12 protein-coding genes are annotated in these 13,002 nt (G+C 60.7%); 3 read left to right on the plus strand and 9 right to left on the minus strand.

The features are described from left to right. Positions 1–36 precede the first annotated feature (36 nt). Positions 37–819 carry a TSUP family transporter gene (locus tag HU806_RS16800; RefSeq protein ID WP_186612518.1) on the minus strand — a complete coding sequence of 261 codons (783 nt, stop codon included), beginning with the start codon at positions 817–819 and terminating at the stop codon, positions 37–39. A 283-nt stretch (positions 820–1,102) separates the two neighbouring features. Here HU806_RS16800 and HU806_RS16805 point away from each other — a divergent pair, with 283 nt between their 5' ends. After that, positions 1,103–1,849, plus strand: a complete 747-nt coding sequence (locus tag HU806_RS16805; RefSeq protein WP_186612520.1) for an NRDE family protein — start codon at positions 1,103–1,105, stop codon at positions 1,847–1,849. A gap of 127 nt (positions 1,850–1,976) precedes the next feature. On the opposite strand, the gene ptsP is transcribed toward HU806_RS16805, so the two are convergent. Both ptsP and HU806_RS16815 read right to left on the minus strand, forming a co-directional pair. Further along, on the minus strand, positions 1,977–4,256 hold the full coding sequence (gene ptsP / locus HU806_RS16810) for a phosphoenolpyruvate--protein phosphotransferase (protein ID WP_186612522.1): 2,280 nt from the start codon (positions 4,254–4,256) through the stop codon (positions 1,977–1,979). A gap of 22 nt (positions 4,257–4,278) precedes the next feature. Further along, positions 4,279–4,758 carry an RNA pyrophosphohydrolase gene (locus tag HU806_RS16815; RefSeq protein ID WP_003186867.1) on the minus strand — a complete coding sequence of 160 codons (480 nt, stop codon included), beginning with the start codon at positions 4,756–4,758 and terminating at the stop codon, positions 4,279–4,281. 143 nt (positions 4,759–4,901) lie between these two features. Between HU806_RS16815 and HU806_RS16820 the strand changes: the two genes are divergently transcribed. After that, positions 4,902–5,558 carry a histidinol-phosphatase gene (locus HU806_RS16820; RefSeq protein WP_186612524.1) on the plus strand — a complete coding sequence of 219 codons (657 nt, stop codon included), beginning with the start codon at positions 4,902–4,904 and terminating at the stop codon, positions 5,556–5,558. Positions 5,559–5,615: 57 nt separating this feature from the next. On the opposite strand, the gene HU806_RS16825 is transcribed toward HU806_RS16820, so the two are convergent. Then, on the minus strand, positions 5,616–6,041 hold the full coding sequence (locus tag HU806_RS16825; RefSeq protein WP_186612526.1) for a DUF2269 family protein: 426 nt from the start codon (positions 6,039–6,041) through the stop codon (positions 5,616–5,618). 50 nt (positions 6,042–6,091) lie between these two features. Continuing rightward, entirely contained in the window at positions 6,092–7,606 is a 1,515-nt protein-coding gene (gene ilvA / locus HU806_RS16830; RefSeq protein WP_186612528.1) for a threonine ammonia-lyase, biosynthetic, read from the minus strand. A 252-nt stretch (positions 7,607–7,858) separates the two neighbouring features. Between ilvA and rpiA the strand changes: the two genes are divergently transcribed. After that, positions 7,859–8,530 (plus strand): ribose-5-phosphate isomerase RpiA, encoded by a 672-nt coding sequence (gene rpiA / locus HU806_RS16835; protein WP_186612530.1) that lies wholly within the window; start codon positions 7,859–7,861, stop codon positions 8,528–8,530. Between the two features lie 46 nt (positions 8,531–8,576). Here the strand turns inward: rpiA and HU806_RS16840 are convergent, their stop codons facing one another. From HU806_RS16840 to HU806_RS16855, 4 genes are all read right to left on the minus strand, one after another. Next, positions 8,577–9,491: an SdiA-regulated domain-containing protein gene (locus HU806_RS16840; RefSeq protein ID WP_186612532.1), complete on the minus strand. Its 915-nt coding sequence runs from the start codon at positions 9,489–9,491 to the stop codon at positions 8,577–8,579. Positions 9,492–9,607: 116 nt separating this feature from the next. Continuing rightward, positions 9,608–10,540: an SdiA-regulated domain-containing protein gene (locus HU806_RS16845; protein WP_186612534.1), complete on the minus strand. Its 933-nt coding sequence runs from the start codon at positions 10,538–10,540 to the stop codon at positions 9,608–9,610. Positions 10,541–10,737: 197 nt separating this feature from the next. Next, positions 10,738–11,403 carry a fumarylacetoacetate hydrolase family protein gene (locus HU806_RS16850; protein WP_186612536.1) on the minus strand — a complete coding sequence of 222 codons (666 nt, stop codon included), beginning with the start codon at positions 11,401–11,403 and terminating at the stop codon, positions 10,738–10,740. 43 nt (positions 11,404–11,446) lie between these two features. Beyond that, the gene (locus tag HU806_RS16855; protein WP_186612538.1) at positions 11,447–12,841 is read right to left on the minus strand and encodes a D-2-hydroxyglutarate dehydrogenase; all 1,395 of its coding nucleotides are present in this window, start codon (positions 12,839–12,841) and stop codon (positions 11,447–11,449) included. Positions 12,842–13,002: the final 161 nt, after the last annotated feature.

Consider the following 13,002-nt stretch of genomic DNA (forward strand, 5'->3'; position numbering starts at 1 on the left):
GCGACGCTGCCACCTCGGGATTAAGCCAGGATTGCGTCAGAGCAGAAAACTCAAGCCGACGCTGAACAGCAAAGCGGCGAACAGCCGCTTGAGCAAGCGCGGCGACAGACGATGGGCCAGCCGCGCACCGAAGCGGGCGAAGACCATGCTTGTCAGGGCGATGCCCAGCAGCGCCGGCAAATACACAAAACCGAGACTATGGGCCGGCAACAGTGGATCTTGCCACCCCAGAATCATGAAACTTAACGCACTGACCAGGGCGATGGGCAGCCCGCACGCCGATGACGTGGCGACCGCTTGCTGCATCGGCACGCTGCGCCAGGTCAGGAACGGTACCGTCAGCGAGCCGCCACCGATGCCGAAAATCGCCGAAGCCCAGCCGACCACCGTGCCGGCCAGGGACAACCCGACCTTGCCCGGTACCGTGCGGCTGGCCTTGGGCTTGAAATCCAGGGCCAATTGCGCGGCGACGAGCATGGCGAACACGCCGATAATCTTTTGCAGGTGCGGACCGGAAATCGCTTCGGCGGTGATCGCGCCGAAACCGGCGCCGATCAGGATGCCAACGGTCATCCAGGTGAAAATCTGCCAGCGCACCGCCCCTTTACGGTGATGCTCGCGCACGGCGTTGATCGAAGTGAAAATGATCGAGGCCAAGGACGTGCCGACCGCCAGGTGCGTCAACACCTGCGGGTCGAAACCCTGCAACGTGAAGCTGAACACCAGCACCGGGACGATGATCATCCCGCCCCCCACGCCGAACAACCCGGCCAGTACGCCGGCACAGGCGCCGAGCAGCAGATAGAGCACAAATTCCACCAGCGTCTCCTCGCCCATACCAAAATAAGAGCGGCATGGTAACGGATCGAGGGGCTTGAGCTCTACTGAAGGCGATGGATGCGTTGGTGATGTGTGGGTAGAGTGGTGGAGATGCGAATAATCGCCTTTGTGGCGAGGGAGCTTGCTCCCGCTGGTGGGCGAAGCCCACCCAACAAGGTTTTTGGGGCTACTTCGTAGCCCAGCGGGAGCAAGCTCCCTCGCCACAAGAGCAGTGTTCGGCTTTATTCTTTTAACGGATTGGCATTCTTAACAGGACAACCTGATGTGCCTGATCGTATTTGCCTGGCGCCCCGGCCACTCCCAGCCGCTGATCGTGGCGGCCAATCGCGACGAGTTCTACGCTCGTCCGACCCAGCCCCTGGCCCAATGGCCCGATGCCCCCCACGTATATGCCGGGCGTGATCTGGAGGCTGGCGGCACCTGGCTCGGTGTCCGCGCGCAGGGGCGCTTTGCCGCGCTGACAAACATCCGCGACCCAGGCCAACTGCCGGCATTCAAGTCTCGCGGCGAACTGGTGGCGCGGTTCCTGACCGGAAGTCTTTCGATTGCCGATTATTTGAGCGAAGTCGTGCCTCGTGCCGGCGAGTACGGTGGCTTCAACCTGCTGCTCGGCGATGGCGCCGAACTGTGGCACTACAACGCCCGGGATACCCGGCCACAACAGTTGGCTGAAGGGGTTTATGGCCTGTCTAACGCTGGGCTGAACACGCCCTGGCCGAAATTGCTCAAGGCCCGGGCGGCGCTGGTCGAGGTGCTGGACGATCCGCAACCCCAGGCGCTGCTGGCACTGCTGAATGATCCGCAGCCCGCGCCCATGGCAGAACTACCGGACACCGGGGTGGGATTGGCGACGGAGATGCTGCTGTCGAGTGTGTTCATTGCCAGCCCGGCCTACGGGACGCGGGCGAGCACGGCGTTGATTGTTCATGCCGATGGGACGCGGCATTTGGTGGAGCGCAGTTTCGGGCCGCATGGGGGGCATTTGGGGGAGGTGGAGCTGCTCGCTTAATGCCGGCGATAATCCGTGGCGAGGGAGCTTGCTCCCGCTGGGCTACGAAGTAGCCCCAAAGCTTTTTGGGCGGGCTTTGCCCACCAGCGGGAGCAAGCTCCCTCGCCACAGACGCTCGCTGGAGGATCTAAAGCGTTTTGTTCGAAGCCGGATTGATCATCCGCGCCAACCCGAGGTTCTTCAGCGCCAACTGCAGGGAGCTATGAATCACTTGCGGGTTATCGATGGTCATCAGCTCCGCCAGCAGTTCCTGGGCCTTGCTGAGGTTGATCTGGCGCAGCATCCATTTCACTTTCGGCAGGTTGGTGGCGTTCATCGACAGGCTGTCGAAGCCCATCGCCATCAGCAGCACCGCTGCCGCCGGGTCGCCGGCCATTTCGCCGCAGATGCTCACCGGCTTGCCTTCGGCGTGGGCGTCGCGCACGACGTTCTGTAAAGCCTGCAGCACGGCCGGGTGCAGGTAGTCATACAAGTCCGCTACCCGTGGGTTGTTACGGTCCACGGCCAGCAGATATTGGGTCAGGTCGTTGGAGCCGACGGACAGGAAGTCCACCTGCCGCGCCAATTCCTTGGTCTGGTACACCGCTGCCGGGATCTCGATCATGACGCCGACTGGCGGCATCGGTACGTCGGTGCCCTCGTCGCGTACTTCGCCCCAGGCCCGGTGGATCAGGTGCAGGGCCTCTTCCAGCTCATGGGTACCAGAGATCATCGGCAACAGGATACGCAGGTTGTTCAGGCCTTCACTGGCCTTGAGCATGGCGCGCGCCTGGACCAGGAAGATTTCCGGATGGTCGAGCGTCACGCGGATTCCGCGCCAGCCGAGGAAGGGGTTGTCTTCCTTGATCGGGAAATAGGACAGGGATTTGTCGCCGCCGATGTCCAGGCTGCGCATGGTCACTGGCTGCGGATGGAACGCGGACAATTGCTCGCGGTAGATCGCCAGCTGTTCCTTTTCGCTGGGGAAGCGCTGGTTGATCATGAACGGCACTTCGGTGCGGTACAGCCCCACACCTTCGGCGCCACGCTTCTGCGCCCGCGCAACGTCGGCCAGCAGGCCGGTGTTGACCCACAATGGCATGCGGTGGCCATCGAGGGTAATGCACGGCAGGTCCCGCAGCGCATCCAGGCCCAGGGAAAGTTGCTTCTCTTCTTCCACCACATCGGCAAACTGCTTGCGCAGCACGTCGCTGGGGTTGGTGTAGACCTCGCCGTGGTAGCCATCGACGATCATCTGGATGCCGTCGACCTTGGAATACGGCAGGTCCACCACGCCCATCACCGTGGGAATGCCCATGGCCCGGGCGAGGATCGCCACGTGGGAGTTGCCCGAACCCAATACCGAGACCAACCCTGCCAGCTTGCCTTCAGGCACTTCGCCGAGCATGGCCGGGGTCAGCTCTTCGCTGACCAGGATGGTGTTGTCGGGATAGACCAGCGTCTGTTGGCGTTCTTGCTGCAAATACGCGAGCAAGCGGCGGCCGAGGTCCTTGACGTCGGAGGCGCGCTCGCGCAGGTAGGCGTCGTCCATCAATTCGAAACGGTTGACGTGGTCGGTCACCACTTGGCGCAACGCGCCCTGGGCCCATTGGCCGGTCTTGATGACCGTGGTCACTTCGCTGCCCAGGGACGCGTCGTCGAGCATCATCAGGTAGACGTCGAACAGCGCGCGCTCTTCAGGGCGCAGCTGCGTCGCCAGCTTGGCCGACAGGGCGCGCATGTCGGCGCGCACGCCTTCGATGGCGGTCTTGAACAAGCCCAGCTCGGCCGGGATGTCGGAAATGGTCTTGTCTGGCACCACGTCGAGGTCGGCGGGCGGCAGCATGACCAGCGCGGTACCCACCGCCGCACCCGGAGAGCCTGGGACGCCGACGAACTTGGCTTCCTGGATGCCCTTGCCCTGGCGACCCAGGCCGCTGATCGAACCGGTGGCTTCTGCGTGGGCGATTACCCCGGCCAGTTGCGCGCTCATGGTGACGAGGAAGGCTTCTTCACCTTCGTCGAACTGACGGCGTTCCTTCTGCTGGATGACCAACACGCCGACGACACGGCGGTGGTGGATGATCGGCGCGCCGAGGAACGATGCGTAGCGTTCTTCGCCAGTTTCGGCGAAGTAGCGGTAGCGCGGGTGATCCGCGGCATTTTCCAGGTTCAGGGGTTCTTCACGCGTGCCGACCAGGCCGACCAAGCCTTCGTTGGGGGCCATGCTGACCTTGCCGATGGAGCGCTTGTTCAAGCCTTCGGTGGCCATCAGCACAAAGCGGTTGGTCTCGGGATCGAGCAAATAGACCGAGCAGACCTGGCTGCCCATGGCCTCTTTGACGCGCAATACAATAATGCCCAACGCCGCCTTGAGATCCTTGGCGGAGTTAACTTCCTGGACGATCTTGCGCAGCGTATTGAGCATGGCTCGGGGTCGAACTCCGTCGTCAGTCGCGCGTCAGCAGGCGCGGGGCAAGCTCTTTTAGGGCGCGTCGATACACTTCGCGCTTGAATGTCACCACCTGGCCCAACGGATACCAATAGCTGACCCAGCGCCAGCCATCGAACTCCGGTTTACCGGTCAAATCCATCCGCACCCGCTGCTCATTGGAGATCAGGCGCAGGAGAAACCATTTCTGCTTCTGGCCGATGCACAGCGGTTGGCTGTGCGTCCTGACCAGGCGTTGCGGCAAACGATAGCGCAACCAGCCTCGGGTGCAGGCGAGTATCTCGACATCCTCTCGCTCAAGCCCCACTTCTTCATTCAACTCGCGGTATAAAGCCTCTTCCGGCGTCTCCTGAGGATTGATCCCACCCTGGGGAAACTGCCAGGCGTCTTGATTGATACGGCGTGCCCATAGCACCTGCCCAGCATCATTCGTAAGAATGATCCCCACATTGGGACGGAAACCATCGGGATCGATCACGGCAACAACCTCGCAAACGCATGTCGCCGCATTGTTCCACAAAGGTTGTGAAAGCAGCAACGAGCCTTCCTACCTTATGTGCACTCTTGTGAAAAGTCCGTATTCTGAGCGCCTTTCTTCAGAATTTTCAGCGAGTAACTGCAATGCGGCTGGCTTTATTCGACTTGGACAACACGCTGCTGGGCGGCGACAGCGATCACGCCTGGGGCGATTACCTGTGCGAACGCGGCTTCCTCGATGCCGTCACGTACAAGGCGCGCAACGACGAGTTCTACCAGGATTATCTGGCCGGCAAGCTCGACAACGCCGCGTACCTGAATTTCTGCCTGGAAATCCTTGGCCGTACCGAGATGGAAGTGCTGGCACAGTGGCATCTGGACTATATGCGCGATTGCATCGAGCCGATCGTGCTGCCCCAGGCCATCGAACTGTTGAAAAAACACCGCGACGCCGGTGACAAATTGGTGATCATCACCGCCACCAACCGCTTCGTCACCGCGCCGATTGCCGAACGACTGGGGGTCGAAACGCTGATCGCCACCGAATGCGAGATGATCGACGGGCGCTACAGCGGGCGCAGCACCGACATCCCATGTTTTCGCGAGGGCAAGGTGACCCGGTTGAACCGTTGGCTGGAAGAAACCGGATATTCGCTCGACGGCAGCTACTTCTATAGCGACTCAATGAATGACTTGCCGCTCCTGGAGGCGGTGACGCATCCGGTGGCAGTGGATCCGGACCCGAATCTCAAGGCTGAGGCAGAAAAGCGCGGTTGGCCGGTGATTTCGTTGCGCGGCTGAAACAGCTTTCGCCGGCCTGCTCCAGGTGGCGTTCCAACGATGAAGCCGGGCTGGTTCTTAAACCGGCTTGGCTCCCATCAGCCCGGCAATGGCGACAACGCAGATAAAACTGAACAGTGCCAAGGCAACGGTAAACTTGCCGCTACCTCCTGGTGCCCTGCGCTGTTTATTCAACCGCGCCAACAGCCAGAATCCAGTCAACGCTGCCAAGGTGTAGAGCACACTGGAGGCCAGCAGCCAAGTCTGCCCCAGCGGCCAGCCAATCAGGTGGACCATCCACCAGCCCGTGAATGGCAGGCTTGCCAGTGCCAGGATCATCACCAGCCAGACAAACAACCGTGGGCGTTGCAACGTGCGGGCCGCCGCCGTGGCGTCACCGTTGCGGCGCGTGCGCCAGGTCCAGATGGCCAGCCCCAGTGCGCCGGCCAGAAGCAATACCGTGGCGACACCATGGGCAATCTTCAGCGTGATCAACGTTTCCATCGTTCGATTTCCTTAAGTCGTGCTCAACAGCCTAGCTCCGATCGGTTTCATCAGCCCAGGAACAGCTGATACGCAGGGTTATCGCTTTCATCCCAATACGGGTAACCGATTTCTTCCAGGGCTGCCGGCACCAGGTGGCGTTCCTCGTGAGGCACTTGCAACCCTGCGACCACGCGGCCGTCCGCCGCGCCATGGTTGCGGTAGTGGAACATGGAGATGTTCCAGCGCCCGCCCAATTTATTGAGGAAGTTGAACAGCGCCCCCGGTCGTTCGGGGAATTCGAAGCGCAGCACCACCTCGTCGATGACATGCGCCGCGTGGCCTCCGACCATGTGGCGGATGTGCAGCTTGGCCAGTTCGTTGTCGGTCAGGTCCAGCACCGGGAAGCCTTGCTCGGTCAGGCTGGCGATCAGCGCGCTGCGCGGGTCGTTTTCCGGGTGCGTCTGCACGCCAACGAAAATGTGCGCTTCGCTGCCGGTGTTGTAGCGGTAGTTGAATTCGGTGATCTGGCGCTTGCCGATGGCTTCGCAGAACGCCTTGAAGCTGCCCGGCTGCTCGGGAATGGTCACGGCGATGATCGCTTCGCGGCCTTCACCCAGCTCGGCGCGCTCAGCGACGTGGCGCAGGCGGTCGAAGTTGACGTTGGCGCCCGAATCGATGGCCACCAGGGTCTGGCCGCTCACGCCCCGCGATTCGACATATTTTTTGATCCCGGCCACGCCCAAGGCGCCGGCGGGTTCGGTGATCGAGCGGGTATCGTCGTAGATATCCTTGATGGCCGCGCAGATTTCGTCGGTGCTGACGGTGATCACTTCGTCCACGTAGTGCTTGCAGATATCAAAGGTGTGTTGGCCGATCTGCGCCACGGCAACGCCGTCGGCGAACAGGCCCACCGTCGGCAGTACCACGCGCTCGCCCGCGGCCATGGCTGCTTGCAGGCAATTGGAGTCGTCCGGCTCGACGCCAATGATCTTGATCTCGGGGCGCAGGTATTTCACGTAGGCCGCGATCCCGGCAATCAGCCCGCCACCGCCCACCGGGACGAAAATCGCATCCAGGCGTCCGGGGTGCTGGCGCAGGATCTCCATCGCCACCGTGCCCTGCCCGGCAATGGTGTGAGGGTCGTCATACGGGTGGATGTAGACGTAGCCTTTTTCGTCGACCAGCTTCAACGAGTACGCCAGGGCTTCGGGGAACGAGTCACCATGCAACACCACTTTGCCGCCACGGGAACGCACGCCCTCGACCTTGATCTCCGGGGTGGTCTTGGGCATGACAATGGTGGCCTTGACCCCCAAGACCTTGGCCGCCAGTGCCAGGCCTTGGGCATGGTTGCCCGCCGACGCGGTGACCACGCCGCGTGCGCGTTCTTCATCGCTGAGCTGGGTCAGCTTGTTGTAGGCCCCGCGAATCTTGAACGAGAACACCGGCTGCAAGTCTTCCCGCTTGAGCCAGATATTGTTGCCTAGCCGCTCGGAGAGCTGGCGGGCGGTCTGCAGCGGGGTTTCTACGGCAACGTCGTAAACGCGCGAGGTGAGGATCTTTTTGACGTACTGTTCAAGCATCGGAAAGCATCACTGGGCGGGTTGGGCAGGGCCAAGGAGTCTAACCCGGCTTTTGGCCGGGCGACCACACGAATTAAGGCACTTTGAGCACAGAAACCCCCGTGGCGAGGGAGCTTGCTCCCGCTGGGTCGCGCAGCGGCCCCAGAAAAAGCGATGAGCGCTTCGCACTCAAGCGGGAGCAAGCTCCCTCGCCACGGTTTCTACGCCTATAATGCCGGCCTTTCGTTCCCTCTCGGCACCCTCGGAGCCCGCATGACCCAGGATCAACTCAAACAGGCCGTGGCCCAGGCCGCCGTCGACTTCATCCTCCCGAAGCTGGATGACAAGAGCATCGTCGGGGTCGGCACCGGCTCCACGGCCAATTGCTTCATCGACGCGCTGGCGCAGCACAAAGGTGCGTTCGACGGCGCGGTCGCCAGCTCCGAAGCCACCGCCGCGCGGCTGAAGGGCCACGGGATTGCTGTGTATGAGCTCAACACGGTGAGCGACCTGGAGTTCTACATCGATGGCGCCGACGAAAGCGACGAGCATCTGAACCTGATCAAGGGCGGCGGCGCGGCGTTGACCCGCGAGAAGATCGTCGCGGCGGTGGCCAAGACCTTCATCTGCATAGCTGACGCCAGCAAACTGGTGCCGGTGCTCGGCGCGTTCCCATTGCCGGTGGAAGTCATCCCCATGGCCCGCAGCCACGTTGCCCGCGAGTTGGTGAAACTGGGCGGAGATCCGGTGTATCGCGAAGGCGTGTTGACCGATAACGGCAACATCATCCTGGATGTGCACAATTTGCAAATCACCCATCCAGTAGAACTGGAGCGCCAGATCAACGCCATCGTCGGTGTGGTCACCAATGGTTTGTTCGCTGCGCGCCCGGCAGATGTGCTGCTACTGGGGACCAGTGAAGGGGTGAAGACCCTCAAGGCTTGATCCGATGGAGTGACGGGCACAGTTGTGGTGAGGGGGTTTTTCCCTGTCAGTCGAGCTGCGGTTTCTTGAATACGTAGAACAGGTTCGGCTCACTCACCACGTACAAATTGCCGTCGTCGTCCATCGCCAGGCCCTCGGCCTGGGGGATGGTTTTCTGCAGGCCGTGGCGCCCCTTGCTCAACGACAGCGTGCTCAACGGCCGGCCGTCGATATCCAGTTCGATAATCAACCGCGACTCATCGGACAGTGCCAGCAAATGGCCGCTGCGCTCGTCGTATTGCAGGCTGGAGAGGTCGCGCACAAATAATCCGGCATCGCGCTTGGGATTGTTGATGACGTGGACTGCGTAGGACTTCTCTGGATTGTGGTGGGGAAAACCGTGCACTTCATAAATCAGCATCGGATCGCGCTCCTTGGCCACGAATAGCCGTTTGCCCACCGAATCGTAAGCCAGGCCTTCGAAACCCTTGTTGCCGCTCATGTGCACGCCAAGCGTCATTTGCTCGGCATCGGCTGCGTCGAGGAACCGGGTGTCTTCCTCCAGATGAATCTTGATCAGCCGCTGTTGGCGCTCGTCGGTGATGACGTAAATGTTCTCGCTGATGAATTCCACTGCTTCCGGATCGCCGAACCCGACCAGGGCGATGCGCCGCAATATCTTGCCATCCAGTGACAACTCGATCAGCTCGGCATTCTTGTTGGTGACGGTGAACAGGCTCTTGCGGATCGGATCGAACGTCAGCGCGGAAACGTCGTCGTCCAACCCCTCGATTACCTGTGCCTCAAGCGTGACCTGGTATTGATCCAACGAGATCGCTTGTTCATTGAGCGGATGCCAAAAGGTGTTCAGGTTGAACCAGGCGCGCTCGAACAAACGCAGGTACTGGCCCGCTGCGACCAGCGTAATCAACACGATCATCAGCAGCGGGATCAGGAACTTGGGACGGGCGAGTCGACGCATGTGAGATGAGCTCGATAAGAACAGGTGGTTGGAAATACCACGACTGCCTGAACTGAAGCTTAATGGCCGACTGCCACATCCTACAACGTTAGAGGAATTGCCCTACAGGACCGCTATCAGCGTGATTTTTCGAAACGATAGAACAGGTTCGGCTCGCTCACCATATAGATGTTGCCGGCCTCATCGACGGTAACGCCTTCCGCGCGGGGGACCGTGTCTTTCAGCCCGTTGAAGCCGCCCAGCAACGTCATGAAACTGACCTGTTCACCTTCCTCATCCAGCTCAAGCAGCAAATGGGAGTCGGCAGAGAGCAGCAACATGTGACCTGTGCGAGGGTCGACAGCCAAGGCCGAAAGGTTGCGCAGGTCCAGTTCATGGCTGACATGGATCTGTTTGTCGCCCTTGAGCAGTGGACTGCCGTCGCTTTTCCACGTGAACAGCGCCGGTGGACGCTCTTCGCCCAGCACCAATTGCTGGTTGCGAGGATCCCAGGCGATCGCCTCGAACCCCTTGTTCTGATTATCAGACGCGCCCAGGTCGTACTGGGGGAAATCCTTGTAGTTCAGCGTTTGCGTATTGGCATCGACCTGGACGAGCGACAGGGTATGGCTTCGCTCGTCAGTGATAGCCAGCAGGCCGTTTTCCATATAGGACACGCCTTCTGGATTACTCCAGCCCACCAAGGGCATCTTGCGCAGCACTTCACCCTGCAGGCTCAATTCCACCAGGAACGGGTTCTTGCCCATGACGGCAAACAAGGTCCTGGTTTGCCGGTTGTAGGTCACATCGGAGGCTTCGTCCTTCTCCATGCCCGGCAACGGCTTGGCGTCGATCACGGCGCGGTAGTCCGGTAACCAGATGCTTTCCTGGCGCTGCGCCGGACTCTCGAAACGCTCGGACACCCAGAGCAGGCCGCGGTCATCCCAATGCATAACAAACGCCAAGCCATAAGCGGCGGCCACGGCCAACAGCGACCAGGCATACCAAGGCAGGACGAAGCGAAAGCGGCGGGTGGGTTTGGGGGTGGGCAGGGCTTGGGTCTTGGCCATCAGGAATGCGTTCCAGATAATTCGTGCTTGGGGAATGGCTGGGCTCAGATGCCGCATTCCCCGGAATTATCCGGATGGCATGTGAAAAAAACGGTAAACGCTACGGCACCGATGGCCCCGTGTTTTTGCATGGGAATGTCTCAACGAGCGCTCCGCGTCCTGCTATTGGACACGGAGCGCGGTAACAACCGTTGCGATTAACGAACGCTGCTCTCGAAACGGCTCGCGCCCGGCAACTCCAGCACCAGCTCATCGCCCACGTTCAGTGGTCCGACGCCCGCCGGAGTACCGGTGAGAATCACGTCGCCGGCCTGCAGCGAGAAGCAGCCGGCCATGTATTGAATCATCGGCACGATAGGGTTGAGCATCAGGCTGCTGTTGCCGTCCTGGCGCACTTCGCCGTTGATGGTCAAGCGCACGGGGATGTCGGTCAGGTCAGCAAACGCGTCCTTCGAGACAAAGGGGGCGATCACTGCCGCGCCGTCGAAGGACTTGGCGACTTCCCACGGCAGGCCTTTGCCCTTGAGCTCGGCCTGCTTGTCGCGCAGGGTCAGGTCCAAGGCCGGGGCGAAGCCTGAAATAGCGTCCAGCACTTCTTCGACGCTGGGTTTGGTGGACAGCGGCTTGCCGATCAGCACGGCGATTTCCGCCTCGTAGTGCACCGAGCCGCGATCGGTCGGGATCTTGAAACCACCTTCCAGCGGCACCACGCAACTGCCTGGCTTGATGAACAGCAAAGGCTCGGTGGGCACCGGGTTGTCCAATTCCTTGGCGTGTTCGGCATAGTTACGGCCGATGCACACCACCTTGCCCAGCGGGAAATGAATACGCGTGCCGTCGAGATACTGGTGCTGATAGCTCATTACCGACTCCTGCCTTTTCGAATTTTCATCAGGTGTTTATGGGTCAAATCGCGAAAATCTTGCCCGGATTCATGATGCCGTTAGGGTCGAAAACGGCCTTTACCGCTTTCATGTAGTCGATTTCAACCGCAGAACGACTGTACGTCAGATAGTCGCGCTTGGTCATGCCCACGCCGTGTTCGGCGGAGATCGAGCCGTTGTACTTCTCCACGGTTTCGAAGACCCATTTGTTCACGGTCGCGCATTTGGCGAAGAACTCATCCTTGCTCAGGTTTTCCGGCTTGAGGATGTTCAGGTGCAGGTTGCCGTCGCCGATGTGGCCGAACCAGACGATTTCGAAATCCGGGTAATGTTCGCCGACGATCGCGTCGATTTCCCGCAGGAAGCCAGGGACCTTGGAAACCGTGACCGAGATGTCGTTCTTGTACGGCGTCCAATGGGAAATGGTTTCGGAGATGTACTCGCGCAGTTTCCACAGGTTCTGCAATTGGGTTTCGCTCTGGCTCATCACGCCATCGAGCACCCAACCCTGTTCGACGCAGTGCTCGAAGGTTTCCAGCGCATGGTTGGCGACTTCTTCGGTGGTCGCTTCGAATTCCAGCAGCGCATAGAACGGGCAGTCGGTTTCGAACGGCGCGGGCACGTCGCCGCGACCGAGGACCTTGGCCAAGGCCTTGTCGGAGAAAAATTCGAATGCGGTCAGGTCGAGCTTGTCCTGGAAGGCATGCAGCACGGGCATGATCGAGTCGAAGTCCGGCGTACCGAGGACCATGGCAGTGAGGTTTTTCGGAGCCCGGTCCAGGCGCATGGTGGCTTCGACCACGAAGCCCAGCGTGCCCTCGGCGCCGATGAACAGCTGCCGCAAGTCGTAGCCGGTGGCGTTCTTGATCAAGTCCTTGTTCAGTTCCAGCAGGTCGCCCTTGCCAGTGACGACCTTCATGCCCGCGACCCAGTTACGAGTCATGCCGTAGCGAATGACCTTGATCCCGCCGGCATTGGTGCCGATATTGCCGCCAATCTGGCTGGAACCCGCCGAAGCGAAGTCGACCGGGTAGTACAGGCCGTGTTCCTCGGCCTTGTTCTGCAATTGCTCGGTGACCACGCCCGGCTGGCACACGGCAGTGCGGTCAGTCAGGTTCACGTCGAGAATCTGGTTCATGTAGTCGAATGACACCACGACTTCACCGTTCGCCGCCACGGCTGCGGCGGAAAGCCCTGTACGCCCGCCCGAGGGAACCAGCGCGACCTTGTGTGTATTGGCCCAGCGCACGATGGCCTGGACTTGCTCGGTGGTCTTGGGAAAGACAATGGCGGTCGGTGCGGGTGCGTAATGCTTGGTCCAATCCTTGCCGTAGGCATTCAGCGAGTCGGCATCGGTCAAGACCTTGCCAGGCTCAACCAGGGTCTTCAGCTCATCTATCACGGCAGGATTGGTCATCGACAGAACTCTCGAACAATTCATGGTCATCCTGAGAACGCTTCACGTCGCAGGAATGGGTGTTTGCGGGGGGCATATGCTAGCATACCGACCCCGCAGCGTAGTGCCCAACGGCTGTTCTGCGGCGACGGCTGTCATGCCGGTCGGGCCAGCCTATGCTG

It is taken from the genome of Pseudomonas sp. SWRI154 (genome assembly GCF_014268645.1).
GTDB lineage: Bacteria > Pseudomonadota > Gammaproteobacteria > Pseudomonadales > Pseudomonadaceae > Aquipseudomonas > Aquipseudomonas marvdashtae.